Raw genomic sequence first — 15,654 nt, forward strand, 5'->3', positions numbered from 1 at the left:
ATTGGACGCCGTTCGCAAGGACGCTGCACGGGCCAAGCGTCGGCGTTCCGTCAGAAGAAGCTCTGCGGATCGATGTCGATGGCCAGCCGCATATCGCCCGTCAGGCGGACCTGCGCGACCCAATCCGCCAAGGCCCCCTGCAGGGCCACCCCCTTGGACGCCTTGACCAGCAACCGCACCCGGTGCCGCCCCTTGACCCGGGCGATTGGCGCGGGTGCCGGCCCCCAGACCTCGGCCCCGACCTGCCGCAGGGCCCTGTCGTTGCGGGCCAGGAAATTGCCCAGGTCGAACACCTTGGCCATGTCCCCGCCCGACAGGATGATCCCGGCCAGCCGACCAAAGGGCGGCATCCCCGCCAGCCGACGCTCATCCGCCTCTGCCGACCAGAAGGCCTCTTCGTCCCCCGCCAGGATCGCCCGGATCACCGGGTGTTCGGGCTGGTAGGTCTGCAACAGTGCCACGCCCGGCTTTTCCGCCCGGCCCGCGCGCCCCGCAACCTGCCGCATCAGCTGAAAGGTCCGCTCGGCCGCGCGCAGGTCGGATCCCTGCAGGCCCAGATCCGCGTCGATCACCCCCACCAGCGTCAGCAGCGGAAAATTGTGCCCCTTGGCCACCAGTTGCGTGCCGATGATGATATCGGCGCCCCCTTGGGCAATCGCCGCCACCTGGTCCTTCAACTCGCGCGCGGTTCCGAAGAGGTCCGAGGACAGCACCGCGATCCGCGCCTCGGGGAAGAGCGCCGCTGCCTCCTCGGCCAGCCGTTCCACCCCCGGCCCAACGGCGGCCAGCTTGCCCTCGACCTCGCAGGAGGGGCAGACCTCGGGGATCGGCATGCTCTCGCCACACTGGTGACAGACCAGCCGCTTCAGGAACCGATGCTCGACCATGCGCGCATCGCAATGCGGACAGCCGATCTGTTCGCCACAGGCCCGGCACAGCGTCACCGGCGCATAGCCGCGCCGGTTGATGAACAAGAGCGCTTGCTCCCCTTTCTCCAGCCGCATGTTGACCGACCGTTGCAACGTGCCGGAAATCCACCGCCCTGCGGGCAGTTTCTCGGACCGCATGTCCAGCGCCCGCATCTCGGGCAGGACGGCGGGGCCAAAGCGCGATGTCAGCACCAGCCGCTTGTACTTTCCCGCATCCGCATTGGCCCAGCTTTCCAGCGAAGGCGTGGCCGAGGCGAGCACCACCTGGCACCCCAGGATCGAGGCACGCAGAACCGCCATGTCGCGCGCATTGTAAAGAACCCCGTCTTCCTGTTTGTAGGATGTGTCGTGTTCCTCGTCGACGACGATCAGGCCAAGGTTCTGGAACGGCAGGAAGAGGGCCGACCGCGCCCCCACGACAACCTGGCAGCCGCCCTCGCCGACCATGCGCCAGACCCGCCGGCGCTCTGTCATCGTGACGCCGGAATGCCACTCGGCCGGGCGCGCGCCGAACCGCGCCTCGACCCGGGTCAGGAACTCCGCCGACAGCGCGATCTCGGGCAAGAGCACCAGCGCCTGCCGCCCGGCGCGCAGGGCCTCGGCCACCGCCTCGAGGTAGACCTCGGTCTTGCCAGACCCGGTCACCCCCTTCAGCAGGACGGTCTCGTATCCACCGACCCGCTGCCCCTCGCGCAGCATCTCTGCCGCCGCGGCCTGGTCCTCGGTCAGATCCTTGCCGCCATACCCGGGGTCGAGCCGAGGAAAGGCCGTGTCGCGCGGCGTATCTTCCTCCCGGATTGCACCGCTCTTGACCAACCCCTTGACCACCGAAGAGGTCACGCCGGCCGTTTCGGACAGCTCCTTGAGCGTCAGGGACAGCCCGCCCATCTCGCGCGCGGCGTCGATCACCCGGGTCCGCGCCTCCGTCATGCGCGGCGGCTCTCCTTCGCCCAGACGATAGACCTTGCGCATCGACGGCGGATCGCCCAGCCCGGGCGCCCGCGTCGCCAGCCGCAACATGGCCGGCAGCGGTGTCAGCGTGTAGCCGGCGGCCTTCTCGATAAAGGCACGCAACTCGTCACGCATCGGCGCCACGTCCAGAACGCGGTTCACGGCACGGATCTTCGACGCGTCGAAATCCCCCCGCCCCGGTCCCCAGACCACGCCCAGCACCTTGCGCGGACCCAGCGGCACCTCGACAAAGGCACCGCGCCAGCACCCGCCTTCGGGCGCGCGGTAATCCAGCACCCGATCCAGCGGTTGCGTGGTCAGCACACCCACAAGCGTGCCGGCGTCAAAGAATTCCGGGGTAGTGATCGGCATGCAAAAGGGGTAAATCGCGGGACAGGAAAGGCCAAGCCATCAAGGAGCGCGCGCCATGAAATTCTTTGTCGACACCGCCGAGATCGACGCCATCGCCGAACTGAACGACCTCGGCATGGTGGACGGGGTCACCACCAACCCCTCGCTGATCATGAAATCCGGCCGTGACATCCTCGAGGTCACCAAGGAAATCTGCGACATGGTCTCGGGCCCCGTCTCCGCCGAAGTGGTCGCCACCGAGGCCGACGCCATGATCGCCGAAGGCCGCAAGCTGGCGGATATCGCCGAGAACATCGCGGTCAAGGTGCCGCTGACCTGGGACGGCCTCAAAGCCTGCAAGGTGCTGAGCGACGAGGGCCGCATGGTCAACGTGACGCTCTGTTTCTCGGCCAATCAGGCCCTACTGGCAGCCAAGGCCGGCGCCACCTTCATCTCGCCTTTCATCGGACGGCTGGACGACCTGAACCTCGACGGCATGGACCTGATTGCCGACATCCGCGAGATCTACGACAACTACGGGTTCGACACCCAGATCCTCGCCGCGTCGATCCGCTCGGCCAACCACATGTCCGAAGCCGCCAAGATCGGCGCCGACGTGGCCACCGCGCCTCCGGGCGTGATCAAGAAGATGGCCGAGCATGTGCTGACCGATAAGGGACTGGCACAGTTCCTGAAGGACGCGGAAAGCGCGGGCATCAAAATCGTCTGATCGCCCTGCGGAACGGACAGGAGTGGGGGCGCCGCCCCCACACCCCCGGAGGTATTTTGACCAAGAAGAAACATGGAAGGGCGCTGTTTCGGCTTCTTCTTGGCTAAAATACCCAAACTCAGCCCACAAAGCGGCGCAACGCCGGTCAGGCAGACCTGCCGCCGGAACCTGCGTAGGGCGGGGTTGACCCCGCCGTACCGTCAGACGTTGGGCTCTCCCTGCAGGCCCAGAAGCTTGCGGAACCCGGTCCAGTATCCCGGCAACTTGGGCGGTGCCTGCAGCCCGGCCAGCGCCTCGTCCGACCAATGCGCCATCTCGCGCGTGACGAAGTCGCGCCCCCAGGCGAGGTAGGCCTCTGCATCGTCGGGGCGCAACCGGCAGGCTGACCCGACCAGCCCGACCAGTGTCTCCGGCGGCGAATACCATTCGTCCTGGATACCCGTAACACGCTTTTGCATCAGCGGGCCTATGATCCGCATCAGCCGCTTGTCCGAGAAGGTCAGCAGCATCTTCCCCATCTCGCCCCGCGAATAGTGGATCAGTGGCGGGAAGGTGTCGAAGAACACGGCCTGTCCCTCGATGACCGCGAAATTCCGGATCGAAGGGTGAAAGCCGATCCGCCCCTCCTGGTCCCGCGCCCAGAGCCAGAAACGCGCGATGACCTGACCCGCCGCTTCCATCATCTCCAGCGTCGAGGCCAGCGGTTCCTTCTGCATCCGCGGCCGCATCAAGCTGTCGACCGGCAGGGCCTCCTGCACGATCACCGGCACGCGCGCACCGCCCAAGTCGACGAAGTGGAACTCAGTCGCTGGCATCGGCACGCCGCCCGCCAACAGGGCCTCGACGTAGTCGTCGTGGCAGCGTTTCAACCGGTCCAGCGCCGCCGCGTCCGCCATACCCCGGTAGACCTTGATCACCCGGTCGGACAGCGGCCCGCTGTCCGGCCGGAACGGCGCGCAGAAATAGCCCAACCGGGAAATCGTCTGGCCCCGGGACTGGGCATCGGCCCGGATCAGGCGGGAGAGTTCATCGAGATCGGTCATCAAGGGGCCTCCTGTGCGCGCCCCCTTACCCCGTCCCGAGCCGCTCCGCCACCTCTTGCGCAAGCGCCTCGATCTCGGCCCGGGCCGGGGTCCTGGCTCCTTCATGCGCCCCGCGCCCCTGTCCCAGCGCCTCGGCATAGCCCACGCGGTTGCCCAGGCTGGCCTGCGCCACGGCCGCGCCCAGCCGGGTTGCCGCCTCGGCCACCTCGGCATTCAGCCGCGTGCCCACCCGCGTGCGATTCATGACCAGCAGCGTCGCGCAATTTTCCCGCGCGGCCAGGTCCAGCACGCCTTCGGTGGCCCAGAGATCGACATGGCTGACCGCCACCGGCACCACCACAAGGTCCGCCACCCGCAGCGCCGGGCGCAGGTCGCTGTCCGCCTTGGGGGGCGTGTCGATGATGACGATATCATTGACCGCCGAAAGCTTGCGCACCTCGTAGGAGATCCCCCAGGCCGAGGAGGTCGCGAAATCCAGCCCCTCGCAGGTTTCGGGCTGGCGTTCGACCCGGGTCATGAACCAGCGCCCCAGGCTGCCCTGCGGATCCAGGTCCACCACGGCCACCCGCTTGCCCTGACCGTGAAAGGCCAGCGCCAGGTGAGCCGCCAAAGTGGTCTTGCCGCTGCCGCCCTTCTGCTGCGCCACGGTGATCACATGTCCAGCCATTCCATCCCCCGAAAAACCTGTCAGCGACTGTGCACCTGCGGCATCGGGGAATCCAGCCCCCTGCGTCAATTGCTTCACCTTCCGTTAACCATTGCATCCTTACGGTTTGGAAGGGTTGGTTAACGGCCCGACGCTGCCAAGAGACCCAGCCATGCGTCCTCTAGCCCTCTTTCTGGCCGCCATCCTGGCCGCCTGTCTTGCCGCCCCACCCGCCGGGGCGGGCGCCTGGCCGCGCAAGCAGGACAGCGGCTTTGGCAGCATCGCCGTTCGCCTGGGCTGGCCCCAGGACATGAGCACCTGGACCTCGATGGACCCGACACAGGACTATTCGACGCTGTTCTTCGAATATGGCCTGACCGATCGCCTGACGCTGGGATTCGACATCGGCCATTCGGTCGGCGGCAGCGGGAAATCGGTGCTGTTCCTGCAATGGCCGCTCCGGCAGGCCGAAACGGGTGCCCAGATGACCGCCCAGTTCGGGCTGGGCACGATCGCGGGCGAACAGGTCCTGCGGCCCGGGCTTTCTGTCGGCTGGGGGCTGCAAAACGGCTGGCTGTCCATCGACAGCGTGGCCGAGGCCTATGTCGACAGCGGCCGGACCGACCTCAAGATGGATGTCACGTGGGGCCGCAACCTGCCGAGGGACCGCAAGCTCATCCTGCAGCTGCAATCCGGCCAGCCGGATGGCTACGCCCCCTTCGTACGGGTCGCGCCCTCGCTGGTCGTGCCACTGCGGGGACCGCTCAAGCTGGAGACCGGCGTCACCTGGGGGCTGACCGGGGACACCTCTATGGGCCTGAAGATGGGGCTCTGGACGGAATTCTGAACGGCCCCAAGGTCAGGCGGACACGCCCGGCGCCGGAATGACGCGCACGCCCGAAATGCGCCAGTCGCCATCGACATTCTGCATCCTGTACTCGACGATATAGCTCTTGCCGGCCTCGTCCCGGATCAGGACCTGCTGCCAAAGGGCCCCGTCCCGCTCGCGCAGCGGGCCGAACTCCACGTCGCTGGGCCGCCAGACCATCGGATAGCCCTTTTGCACCATCGCGCCGAAATTCTGAGGTGTGCGAAAGGTGTTGCGGATGCCCGGGCTGGCAAATTCGAAGGCGGCGCCGAAATCGTCCTGCAAGAAGGCGTCGATCTGGCCCTGGATCGTTCCCTGGATTGCCGGGTTTGGCGCCAGGGCATCCTGTGCCGGAGCCGCCCCTGCCAGGCTGACCGCCACGGCCAACCCCATCAAAAATGTGCGCATGTGATCTCTCCTCGTGGCTTTCCCATAGGTAAGACACGAGGAGAGTCCGTCAAAGTTTCAGGCGCGTGGGGTCAGCCCAGATCGCCCGCCAGGCCCTTTTCGATCAGTGCCACGGTCTCATCGACGCCATAGAGCGCGATGAACCCGCCGAACCGCGGACCCTGGCTTTGGCCCAGCAGCACCTCGTAAAGCGCCTTGAACCAATCGCGGAGGTTCTCGAACTCATGTGCTTTGCCGACGGCAAACACGAGGCTTTGCAGCGTCTCGTCGTCGGTCGCGCCGTCATGCGCCCCAAGCTGCGCGGCCAGGTCCTCCATCGCCGCGCGTTCCTTGGCGTCCGGGGCGCGGAAGACCTTGGTCGGCTTGACGAAATCCTCGTAGTACTTGACCGCGAAACCGGCAGCGGCATCCAGGTCGGGATGCGTTTCCGGCGAGGCATCCGGCGCGTAACGGCGGATGAAGCCCCACATCGCGGCCTTGTCCTCGGCCCCGGCAGCACTGGCAAGGTTCAGCAGCATCGAGAAGGGCACCACCATCTTCGATTCCGGCACGTCGCCGTTGTGGATGTGGTAGACCGGGTTGTTGACCTGCGCCTTGAGATCCTGCCCCGGGTAGGCGCGCAACTGCTGGTGATATTCGTCCACCGCCTTGGGGATCACGTCAAAGAACAGCCGCTTGGCGGTCTTGGGCTTCTGGAACATGAAATAGGACAGCGACTCCGTCGAGGCATAGGTCAGCCACTCGTCGATCGAGATACCGTTGCCCGAAGATTTCGAGATCTTCTGCCCCTTGTCGTCCAGGAACAATTCATAGGTGAAATGCTCCGGCGCCCGCACGCCCAGCGTCCGGCAGATGCCGTCATAGATCGGCGTGTTGGTGCTGTGGTCCTTGCCGTACATCTCGAAATCGACGCCCAGCGCGGCCCAGCGGGCGCCGAAATCCGGCTTCCATTGCAGTTTGACGTTGCCGCCGGTCACGGGCAAGGTCCATTCCTTGCCGTCCTCGTCGTCGAAGGTGATCTCGCCCTTGGCAGCATCGACGTTCTTCATCGGCACGTACAGCACGCGGCCCGTTTCCGGGTGGATCGGCAGGAAGATCGAATAGGTCTCGCGCCGCTCGTCGCGCAGCGATTTCAGCATGATCGCCATGAGATCGTCATAGCGTTCTGCGCAGCGCAACAGGATCTCGTCGAACTGGCCGGACTTGTAGAATTCGGTCGCGCTGATGAACTCGTACTCGAACCCGAAGGTGTCGAGGAACCGCCGCAGCATGGCATTGTTGTGGTGGCCAAAGGACTCATGCGTCTCGAAAGGGTCATAGACGCTGGTCAGCGGGCGCTGCAGGTCCTCGCGCAGGCGCTCCTGGTTGGGCACGTTGCCCGGCACCTTGCGCATCCCGTCCATGTCGTCCGAGAAACAGATCAGGCGGGTCGGAATGTCCGAGATCACCTCGAAAGCGCGACGGATCATGGTGGTCCGCGCCACCTCGCCAAAGGTGCCGATATGCGGCAGGCCCGAGGGGCCATAGCCCGTCTCGAAAAGGACGTAACCCTTTTCAGGCGGCGCCTTTTCATAGCGTTTGAGGATCCGGCGCGCCTCTTCGAAGGGCCAGGCCTTGGCGCTCATCGCCGCGTCGCGCAGATCGGACATTTCTCGGTCTCCTTGGGGGGTGTTGCGGGCGCTTCTCTATTGCCCCCCCGCCTCCGCGTCAATAAATTGCACGGCGACGCCATTGCAGACCGAGGCCCCCCGCATGTCCGACGCCACCCAGCCGCTCAGCCCGCAGGACTGCCTCGTGGCCCTGATGATCGCCGTTTCCGTCTCGGACGAGAGGGTGCGGACCGTCGAACTGGTCAAGATCGACGCCTCGGTCAAGATGCTGCCGGTCTTCTCGGGCTACGACAGCGACCGGGTGCGCGCGATGTCGACCCTGGTCTTCGAGCTTTTCGAACAGGAAGACGGGCTGGACGCGCTGTTCGGCCTGATCCGGGACAACCTGCCGGAACGGCTGTTCGAAACCGCCTACGCGCTGGCCTGCGATGTCGCCGCTGCCGATGGCACGCTGCAGGAAACGGAACTGCGCCTGCTCGAAGAGATTCGCTACGAGCTCAACCTCGACCGCCTGCACGCCGCCGCGATCGAGCGTGGCGCCCGGGCGCGGCACCTGACCCTGTGAATTTGACTTGAAACGGCCCGAATCCCGGGCTGGCCTGTTGCAAAAATCCCATAGGTTTTGCCGCTCTACCCCCTGTACCGGGCCGGGTCGGGTATACCTGACTGACCGGCGGGTAACCGCGTAGTAACGTCCCTCTAGGCATTTTTTCGCCGAAGCTGCCAAGCTTGTACCTGGAGGGACGAATGAAACGATTTTTTGCCGCCGCGCTGGCCGCGGCACTTCTGTGTTTTTCACCGCTCATGGCCGCCGCCGCCCCGCTGGTGGCCAAGGTCGACGTGTCGACCCAGACCATGACGGTGATCTACAACGGCAAGGTTGAGTATCGCTGGCCGGTCTCGACCGCCCGCGCGGGCAAGCATACGCCGCGCGGCCAATGGAATGCCTACTGGCTGTCCAAGTACCACCGGTCGAGCATCTACAACAACGCGCCGATGCCCTTTGCGATCTTCTTCAACGGAGACTACGCGATCCACGGCACCGACCAGATCAGCCGCCTCGGCCGTCCCGCTTCGGCCGGCTGCGTGCGCCTGCACCCCGAACATGCCGCCGTGTTGTTCGAACTGACCCAACAGGTCGGCAAGAAGAACATGAAGGTCGTGATCGACAACTGAGCCGCCAGGCCGGCTGCCACCGGCCATGAAGATGCCCAGACATGAAAAGGACCCTGCATCGCGGGGCCCTTTTTTCGTTGGTCGCAGGGGACGTCACGGCCCGATACAGAGGGTCAGCTATACCTCTTCCAGGTCTCCATCTCGATCGCCTTGCGGGTTTCAAGGGCAGAAATCTCGGACTGGATAGCGCGCCGCTGTTCCGAATCACTCGCCTCGGCCAGCCGTTTGCGGGCCTCGTCGATACGGACCTGCAACATGCCGAAGGGCGTCATCGCGCCACTTTCGGCAAAGGTATGCGCGAAAGGATCGGCGGTCAGGCTGCTCGGCTTGATGGGTTTTCCCGTGCCCGGCAGGTCGTCGAGATCGCCGTTTTCCTGTGCACGCCTGAAAGCCTGATCGATGAACGACTCGAACATGTCCATCACGGCCCCTTCCACTCTTCTGCCACGGGTCCTTGCACTGTGGCACCTATGCAGCCGCTAGCTCCGCCGCAAGGCGCGCGGTCAGACAGGGTCGCTTTCGTACAGCACACCCCAGCGCCCGATCAGCCCCTGTTGCAGGATCTTGGCCCGGCTGTTCCAGCTGCGTCCGCCTTCGGGGCGTTCTCGCTGTGCCTTGGTCAGCGCGTCCCGCCGCGGCATGTCGGCGGCAAAAATCGCAAAGACCAGCTCGGTGCCGTCGGGCAGATCGACGAACCCGGCCAGCCCGCTGACGAAGTTCAGGGTGCCGGTCTTGGCCCGCACCTTCAACGGCGCATTCTCGATCACCTGGTAACGGGAATCGCGGAGCGGCATGTCCTTGAGCAGCGGCTTGATACCCATCTTCATGCGCAATCCGCGCAGGCATCCCATCATCTGCATCGCGCTGACCCGGCTCTGGTCGCCCAGGCCGGAGTGATCGACCAGCGCCAGGCCGCCGACCCCCAGTTTTTCCTGCGCCCAGGCATTCATTTCCGCCGCCGATGCCTGAAGCGAGGCGGGAACGGCCCCGCTGCGCGCCACGCTGGCCGCAAGGCCGACGACCTCGGCGGTCAGGTTGGTCGACCATTTCAGCATGTCGCGCAGGATCACCCGCAAGGGCGGGCTTTCGTGGCGGGCCAGTTCATCGCCGCCGGGCAAGCCGGTGGCGATCTCGGGCTTGCCGGTCTTGATGCCCTGCGTCGCCAGCAGCGTCTGGAACACCTCGCCCGCGTAGGCTTCGGGCTTTTTGATAGGCAGCCAGCGCGCGCCGCCGTCGCCCAGCGCGCCACGCGCCACCGTCCAGTTGTCGCGCCCCAACTTGTCTTCGTAGGTATAGACCGGCAGGCTGCGGTCGATCAGGTCCATCCGGGCCACGCGCACGTCCGGCCGGTGCGCTGCAGAGCGTGCCTGCATTGTCACGGTGTAGTCGCTGCCCGCCTTGCGCCATTCGAAATGCACGCGGTTGTAGTTCAGGTTCAGCCCCGAAACCGACGGATTATAGCCGACATGATCCGGCTGGCTGGCGTCGATGCCGATCAGCGAAGGCAGCGCCCCGCCCCAGACCTTCAACCCGCCGGTCAGCCCGGTGACACCGACGGCGCTGACCGCTGCGGCCAGCCCGGCAAGGGCGTCGGTGTCCAGCGTCGGATCCCCCCCGCCCGCCAGCACCAGGTCGCCCTGCACCACCCCGTCCTTGACCGGGCCGGTGGCGATCACGCGGGTGACGAAATGATGCGCCGGGCCCAGCACGTCCAGCGCGTAACCCGCTGTCAGGGCCTTGGCCACGCTGGCCGGGGGCAGGCTCACGTCGGGGGAATGTGTCTCCAGCACCTCACCGCTGTGCAGGCGCGCGACGGCAAAGCCCACCTCGCCGTCAAGCGCCGCGCGTTCGATCAGCGCCTCTGCGGGCGGCTGGATGCGTTTTCGAAAATCATCGGACCGTGCGACCGGGCGCAATGAGGTTTCGGGCGCGCGCGCCCAGCCGGGCGATGCCGCCCCGCCTAGCGCCGCACCCGCCACTCCCCCCAGGAAGGCACGTCTGGAAATGCCATGCGTCATGCGCCCGATCTAAGCGAATCCCGGACCTTCGGGCAACCGGCAACTGGGGGCACGCCCTTCACGTTTTCGGGCCTGTTGCCCAGTGGCCCGCCGCGCGGATCGCGGTCGAGCTGAGGTCGGTCATCGGCATGTTCACGAAACACCAGGCCGGGGGGCACATGCTGGGCAACCGGTGCGAGGCCTGTGCCGGTATCCGCGCCGCGCGATAGATCCGCGCCGCCGGAGAGCTGCGCGCCGCCGTGCGCAGCCCGGGACGCGCCAGAATCCCCAGCGGCACGGCCTGCAGGATGCCCTGCCAGTTGTCCCAGCGATGGAATTGCGCCAGGTTATCGGCCCCCATCAGCCAGGTGAACTGCACCCTCGGAAACAGGTGCCGCAGTCGCGCCAGGGTTTCTGCGGTATAGCGCGTGCCTGCGCGCGCCTCGAAATCGCTGACGGTGATGTGCGAGTGGTCGATCATCGCCCGGGCCACCGCCATCCGATCTGCCAGCGGCGCCGGGGGATTGGGTTTCAGCGGGTTCCCCGGGCTGACCAGCCAGACGACTCGGTCCAGCCCGAACCGTTTGAGCGCCTCGCGCGACAGGTGCAGATGCCCCGCGTGCGGAGGATCGAAAGAACCACCCAATAGGCCGATCCGGGAGCCGCGCGGCAGTGCACGCCCATCCAGCGCACCCGCCCCGGCCGGGAATAGGTCCTGCCCCTGTCTGCCTGACTGCGGCACGCCGCATCCTCCCGCCAAGTTGCGCCCGCGCGCACCGGGCAACCGGATACGCGCTCAGACCGGCTTGTGCAAGAAACCCTTGCGCGCGGGGGCCTTACCCGACCCGCCGGACCGCGCCGCCCAACTGCGCAGGACCATACTCCGGCCCTTCGCCGGGCACCTCCGCAAAGCATTTGCGCATCTCCCGCCCAAGCTGTTCCAGATCCGCCCCGAGGCCGACCAGACGACCAACCTGCGCCTCCATATCCGGCATCGCCTGCCCCGCCCGGACGGCGCCACGGATCTCCCTCTGCGCACCGTCGACCTGCTTGCCGAGGGCGCTTACCAGCCGCACCCCGTCCAGGACCCGCTCTTGCGAGGAAGTAATCAGCGCTCTCACCTGCTCCGCGCTTTCAGCCGATTGGACAGCCAGACCGTGCATCTCTTCGGCGACGACGGCAAAGCCACGCCCCGCCGTCCCGGCCCGCGCCGCCACGATCCCCGCGTTCAACGCCAGCAGGTTGGTCTGAAAGGCGACGTCCTGCATCACCTCGACCACCTGCCCGATCTCGTCGGTCGAACTCGCGATCCGCGCCAACTGCTCGACCGCTCTGCCGGGCAATGCGGCGTCCCGATCCAGCACCGCCCGCGCCGCCTGCACCGATCCGGTCATGTCCCGAGCCGCCCCCAGGACATCCTGGATGCCCCGACCCAGGTCATCTGCCCCGGTCCGCAGCTGGTCAATTGCCTCGACGCCCGCACGGCCGCCTGTCTGCGCCTGCCTCAACTGCAGGGTCAGCCGACCCAACTGCCGCTCTGCATGCTGCCGGGTCCGCACATGTTCACCCAACTCCGACGCGACCCTTGCCTCTACGGCCCCAATCGCCCGCAGGATGCCCGGCGCGCATCCCTCCGGCAGCGTGGGCTCACCCCGTGCCACCCGGTCCAGGGCGCCCTGGATGGCGCAAAGGTCGAGCGCCGGTTGTGCCGCTGCCTCCTGTCGTGCCTCGACAAGCGCCTCCTGAAGTTCCCCCACGGCCCGCGCCAACCCTCCGATCTCATCACCCGAAGCGCGATCCGGCAACACGGTCAAGGCGCCATCCGCCGATGCGACAACCGCCGCCTCCAATGCACGCAGGCGCCGGGCAAGCCGTGCCGCCGCGACCCAGGCCAGACCGAAGGCAGCCAGCGCCTGCAGACCCGCCCCGGCCACCAGCATCCGACCCGCTGCACCGTCGCCAAGAACGCCCACGGCCAGCGCCACCAAAGACGACGCCACGGCCACCAAGCCCGGCAGCCACCACCGCAGGCCCAGCCGTGCCTGTCCCTGCTCCGGCGCGTTCCGCATCATCCTTGCCTTTCCCGGTCCCCGGCCCCTTGGGCACGACCACCTAGATGACGGGGAAATCTTTAGATCGGTTTAAGGCAAATTTGCCCGGAATTTTCCGGGTCTCGCGCCGCAGATTGCACCGCCGACGCCAACGCGCTACTCCGTCACGAACAACGCGCAAGCTGCAGGAGCGGATCATGGCCTCGTATCAGTATGTCTACCACATGGATGGCGTCTCCAAGACCTATCCGGGCGGCAAGAAATGCTTTGAAAACATCCGCCTGAGCTTTCTGCCCGGGGTCAAGATCGGTGTCGTCGGCGTCAACGGCGCCGGTAAGTCGACCCTCATGCGGATCATGGCCGGAATCGACAAGGACTTCACCGGCGAGGCCTGGGCCGCAGAAGGCGCCAAGGTCGGCTACCTCCCGCAGGAGCCGAAGCTGGAAGAAGAGATGAGCGTGCGCGACAACGTCATGCTGGGCGTGGCCGAGAAAAAGGCCAAGCTGGATCGCTTCAACGAACTGGCGATGAACTACTCAGACGAGACCGCCGACGAGATGGCGCAGTTGCAGGACGAGATCGACAGCCAGAATCTCTGGGATCTGGACAGCCAGGTCGACGTTGCGATGGAGGCGCTGCGCTGCCCCCCCGATGACGCCATGCCGGCCAACCTTTCGGGCGGGGAACGCCGCCGGGTCGCGCTGTGCAAGCTCTTGCTCGAAGCCCCCGACATGCTGCTGCTCGACGAACCGACCAACCACCTGGACGCGGAAACCATCGCCTGGTTGCAGCAGCACCTGATCGACTACAAGGGCACCATCCTCTGCGTCACGCACGACCGCTATTTCCTCGACGACATCACCGGCTGGATCCTCGAATTGGACCGCGGTCGGGGCATCCCCTACGAGGGCAACTACTCCAGCTGGCTGGAACAGAAGGCCAAGCGGCTGGAACAGGAAGCGCGCGAGGACAAGGCCAAACAGAAGACGCTGGAACGCGAACTGGAATGGATGCGCCAGGGCGCCAAGGCCCGGCAGGCGAAATCCAAGGCCCGGATCAGCGCCTACAACGAGATGGCCAACCAGTCCGAGCGCGAGAAACTCAGCCGCGCCCAGATCATCATCCCCAATGGCCAGCGCCTGGGCCAGAAGGTGATCGAGGTCGAGCACCTGAACAAGCACATGGGCGACAAGCAGCTGATCGAGGACCTGTCCTTCTCGCTGCCGCCGGGTGGCATCGTCGGCGTGATCGGCCCGAACGGCGCCGGTAAATCGACGCTGTTCAAGATGATCACCGGGCAGGAAACGCCCGACAGCGGCACCATAGAATTCGGCGACACGGTGCAATTGGCCTATGTCGACCAGTCGCGCGACGACCTCGCAGCGGATGCAACCGTCTGGGAGGCGATTTCCGGCGGCGCGGAACAGATCAAGCTGGGTGACGCCGAGATGAACAGCCGCGCCTACTGCTCGGCCTTCAACTTCAAGGGCGGCGACCAGCAGAAGAAGGTCGGCCTGCTTTCGGGTGGTGAGCGCAACCGGGTGCACATGGCACGCCTGCTCAAGGAAGGCGGCAACGTCATCCTGCTTGACGAACCGACCAACGACCTCGACGTGGAAACCCTGCGGGCGCTCGAAGACGCGCTGGTCGATTTCGCAGGCTGCGCCGTCGTGATCTCGCACGACCGTTTCTTCCTCGACCGGATCTGCACGCATATCCTGGCCTTCGAGGGCGAGGCGCATGTCGAGTGGTTCGAGGGCAACTTCGAGGACTACGAAGAGGACAAGAAGCGGCGGTTGGGCGCGGATGCGCTGGAGCCGAAGCGGCTGAAGCACAAGAAGTTCACGCGGTGATTTCCCGTTGGGTGCGCGTAAGCGCACCCAAGTCATACTGGATATGGCCTCGAATGCCTGCGCGTATACCATATACACCTGAATCAGCGTCAGCTTTTTGATATTTTTTTTCAAAAGCTCGCAAACCGGACCGCTGGTAATCAGTGGGACCCGTAAGGTGGGTCAGCCCTTAGCAGGGCTATATGGGATCTTAGCCTGATCCTGCTAAGGGGGTCCTGACAGCGGGAAGCTCGAAGGGCGACCTCCGATAGGGTGCTCCAAGTGATCATAGGACCGCACCGCACCGCCAATTAAGGGGCGGTCTACAAATACTGAGCGAGTGAAATACGGTGACGTAGTCAGAACCGTTGCACTCTTGCGGACGATAATCGGCTTGTTCGTTTAAACGTCGGGCGGCGAAAGCCGCCCCTCTTCTGTCTTGGATGCACCTCAGCTATCCCTCCAAGGCGCGGGAACTGTTCGCATGCCCCAGTGCTTCAGGCACACAACGCCAAATATCGCCTGTCCGGGTCAAACACGAAAAACCCGCGCGGCAGCCCATTGACCACCGCGCGGGTTCACATCTCTCACACGGCCCGAACGACGGGCCGAACCATCACCCGTCGTCCGACGGCTGCGCGCCGTCGCCCGGCATCCGCTCCTGGAACATCGCGGTGATCCGCTGGCTCAATGCGTCGTCGGCCTGGGCGGCCTCGCCGATGGCGGTATAGGTCGGCACGTCGATGCCATCGGTCTGCACGATGGCCGCCTTCATCTCTTCCTGCGCCTGGCGGACCAGTGCCTGCTGCTGCTTTTCGTTGACAGCCCCCTGCAGCCGCGCCTGGTAGGTCTGGCGCAGGGCCATGACCTTCATCGCCGCATCGACAAAGCTTTCGAGATCGCTGTCGCTGTATTGCGCCTCGGCCTGTACCGGGACCAGGTCGGCCTGCGGTCCGGATTGCGCCAGGGCCGGCGTCAGCGGTGCCGCGGCCAGTGCCACGAGGGTTGCAGTTCCAAGAATTTTCGTTCTTACGCTCATGATCGGTCTCCCGTCAGAGGTGG

The 15,654-nt window shown here is 65.7% G+C and carries 15 protein-coding genes; 5 read left to right on the plus strand and 10 right to left on the minus strand.

Annotation, left to right across the window (positions count from 1 at the left end; all coding sequences use genetic code 11):
• Positions 1-50 precede the first annotated feature (50 nt).
• Complete coding sequence (locus tag G9Q80_RS21755) at positions 51-2,252, minus strand: primosomal protein N' (protein ID WP_088715153.1); 2,202 nt, start codon at positions 2,250-2,252, stop codon at positions 51-53.
• A gap of 55 nt (positions 2,253-2,307) precedes the next feature.
• On the opposite strand from G9Q80_RS21755, the gene fsa reads away from it, so the two are divergent.
• Complete coding sequence (gene fsa, locus G9Q80_RS21760) at positions 2,308-2,961, plus strand: fructose-6-phosphate aldolase (protein ID WP_074621079.1); 654 nt, start codon at positions 2,308-2,310, stop codon at positions 2,959-2,961.
• Positions 2,962-3,161: 200 nt separating this feature from the next.
• Here fsa and G9Q80_RS21765 read toward each other — a convergent pair whose 3' ends face one another.
• Both G9Q80_RS21765 and parA read right to left on the minus strand, forming a co-directional pair.
• Positions 3,162-4,004 (minus strand): DUF6206 family protein, encoded by an 843-nt coding sequence (locus G9Q80_RS21765; protein WP_088715152.1) that lies wholly within the window; start codon positions 4,002-4,004, stop codon positions 3,162-3,164.
• Positions 4,005-4,029: 25 nt separating this feature from the next.
• Positions 4,030-4,671 (minus strand): ParA family partition ATPase, encoded by a 642-nt coding sequence (gene parA / locus G9Q80_RS21770; protein ID WP_043136002.1) that lies wholly within the window; start codon positions 4,669-4,671, stop codon positions 4,030-4,032.
• 151 nt (positions 4,672-4,822) lie between these two features.
• On the opposite strand from parA, the gene G9Q80_RS21775 reads away from it, so the two are divergent.
• Entirely contained in the window at positions 4,823-5,497 is a 675-nt protein-coding gene (locus G9Q80_RS21775; protein WP_088715151.1) for a hypothetical protein, read from the plus strand.
• Positions 5,498-5,509: 12 nt separating this feature from the next.
• Here the strand turns inward: G9Q80_RS21775 and G9Q80_RS21780 are convergent, their stop codons facing one another.
• Both G9Q80_RS21780 and G9Q80_RS21785 read right to left on the minus strand, forming a co-directional pair.
• The gene (locus G9Q80_RS21780) at positions 5,510-5,926 is read right to left on the minus strand and encodes a DUF4864 domain-containing protein (RefSeq protein ID WP_043135996.1); all 417 of its coding nucleotides are present in this window, start codon (positions 5,924-5,926) and stop codon (positions 5,510-5,512) included.
• 71 nt (positions 5,927-5,997) lie between these two features.
• Positions 5,998-7,575, minus strand: a complete 1,578-nt coding sequence (locus tag G9Q80_RS21785; protein WP_088669541.1) for a lysine--tRNA ligase — start codon at positions 7,573-7,575, stop codon at positions 5,998-6,000.
• Between the two features lie 103 nt (positions 7,576-7,678).
• Here G9Q80_RS21785 and G9Q80_RS21790 point away from each other — a divergent pair, with 103 nt between their 5' ends.
• Both G9Q80_RS21790 and G9Q80_RS21795 read left to right on the plus strand, forming a co-directional pair.
• The gene (locus G9Q80_RS21790) at positions 7,679-8,101 is read left to right on the plus strand and encodes a tellurite resistance TerB family protein (RefSeq protein ID WP_043135992.1); all 423 of its coding nucleotides are present in this window, start codon (positions 7,679-7,681) and stop codon (positions 8,099-8,101) included.
• Positions 8,102-8,283: 182 nt separating this feature from the next.
• Complete coding sequence (locus tag G9Q80_RS21795; protein ID WP_043135991.1) at positions 8,284-8,712, plus strand: L,D-transpeptidase; 429 nt, start codon at positions 8,284-8,286, stop codon at positions 8,710-8,712.
• A 113-nt stretch (positions 8,713-8,825) separates the two neighbouring features.
• Here G9Q80_RS21795 and G9Q80_RS21800 read toward each other — a convergent pair whose 3' ends face one another.
• The 4 genes from G9Q80_RS21800 to G9Q80_RS21815 all read right to left on the minus strand — a co-directional run bounded on the left by G9Q80_RS21800 (position 8,826) and on the right by G9Q80_RS21815 (position 12,781).
• Positions 8,826-9,134 (minus strand): DnaJ family domain-containing protein, encoded by a 309-nt coding sequence (locus G9Q80_RS21800; RefSeq protein WP_088669540.1) that lies wholly within the window; start codon positions 9,132-9,134, stop codon positions 8,826-8,828.
• A gap of 81 nt (positions 9,135-9,215) precedes the next feature.
• On the minus strand, positions 9,216-10,730 hold the full coding sequence (dacB, locus tag G9Q80_RS21805; RefSeq protein WP_088669539.1) for a D-alanyl-D-alanine carboxypeptidase/D-alanyl-D-alanine endopeptidase: 1,515 nt from the start codon (positions 10,728-10,730) through the stop codon (positions 9,216-9,218).
• A 58-nt stretch (positions 10,731-10,788) separates the two neighbouring features.
• Complete coding sequence (locus G9Q80_RS21810; protein ID WP_088715338.1) at positions 10,789-11,382, minus strand: nicotinate-nucleotide adenylyltransferase; 594 nt, start codon at positions 11,380-11,382, stop codon at positions 10,789-10,791.
• A 163-nt stretch (positions 11,383-11,545) separates the two neighbouring features.
• Entirely contained in the window at positions 11,546-12,781 is a 1,236-nt protein-coding gene (locus G9Q80_RS21815) for a methyl-accepting chemotaxis protein (protein WP_088715150.1), read from the minus strand.
• Positions 12,782-12,957: 176 nt separating this feature from the next.
• Between G9Q80_RS21815 and ettA the strand changes: the two genes are divergently transcribed.
• Positions 12,958-14,613 (plus strand): energy-dependent translational throttle protein EttA, encoded by a 1,656-nt coding sequence (gene ettA / locus G9Q80_RS21820; protein ID WP_043135983.1) that lies wholly within the window; start codon positions 12,958-12,960, stop codon positions 14,611-14,613.
• 595 nt (positions 14,614-15,208) lie between these two features.
• Here the strand turns inward: ettA and G9Q80_RS21825 are convergent.
• Entirely contained in the window at positions 15,209-15,631 is a 423-nt protein-coding gene (locus tag G9Q80_RS21825; protein ID WP_043135979.1) for a DUF4168 domain-containing protein, read from the minus strand.
• Between the last annotated feature and the right edge of the window lie 23 nt (positions 15,632-15,654).

The organism is Mameliella sp. LZ-28 (genome assembly GCF_012274245.1).
Taxonomy (GTDB): Bacteria; Pseudomonadota; Alphaproteobacteria; order Rhodobacterales; family Rhodobacteraceae; genus Antarctobacter; species Antarctobacter albus.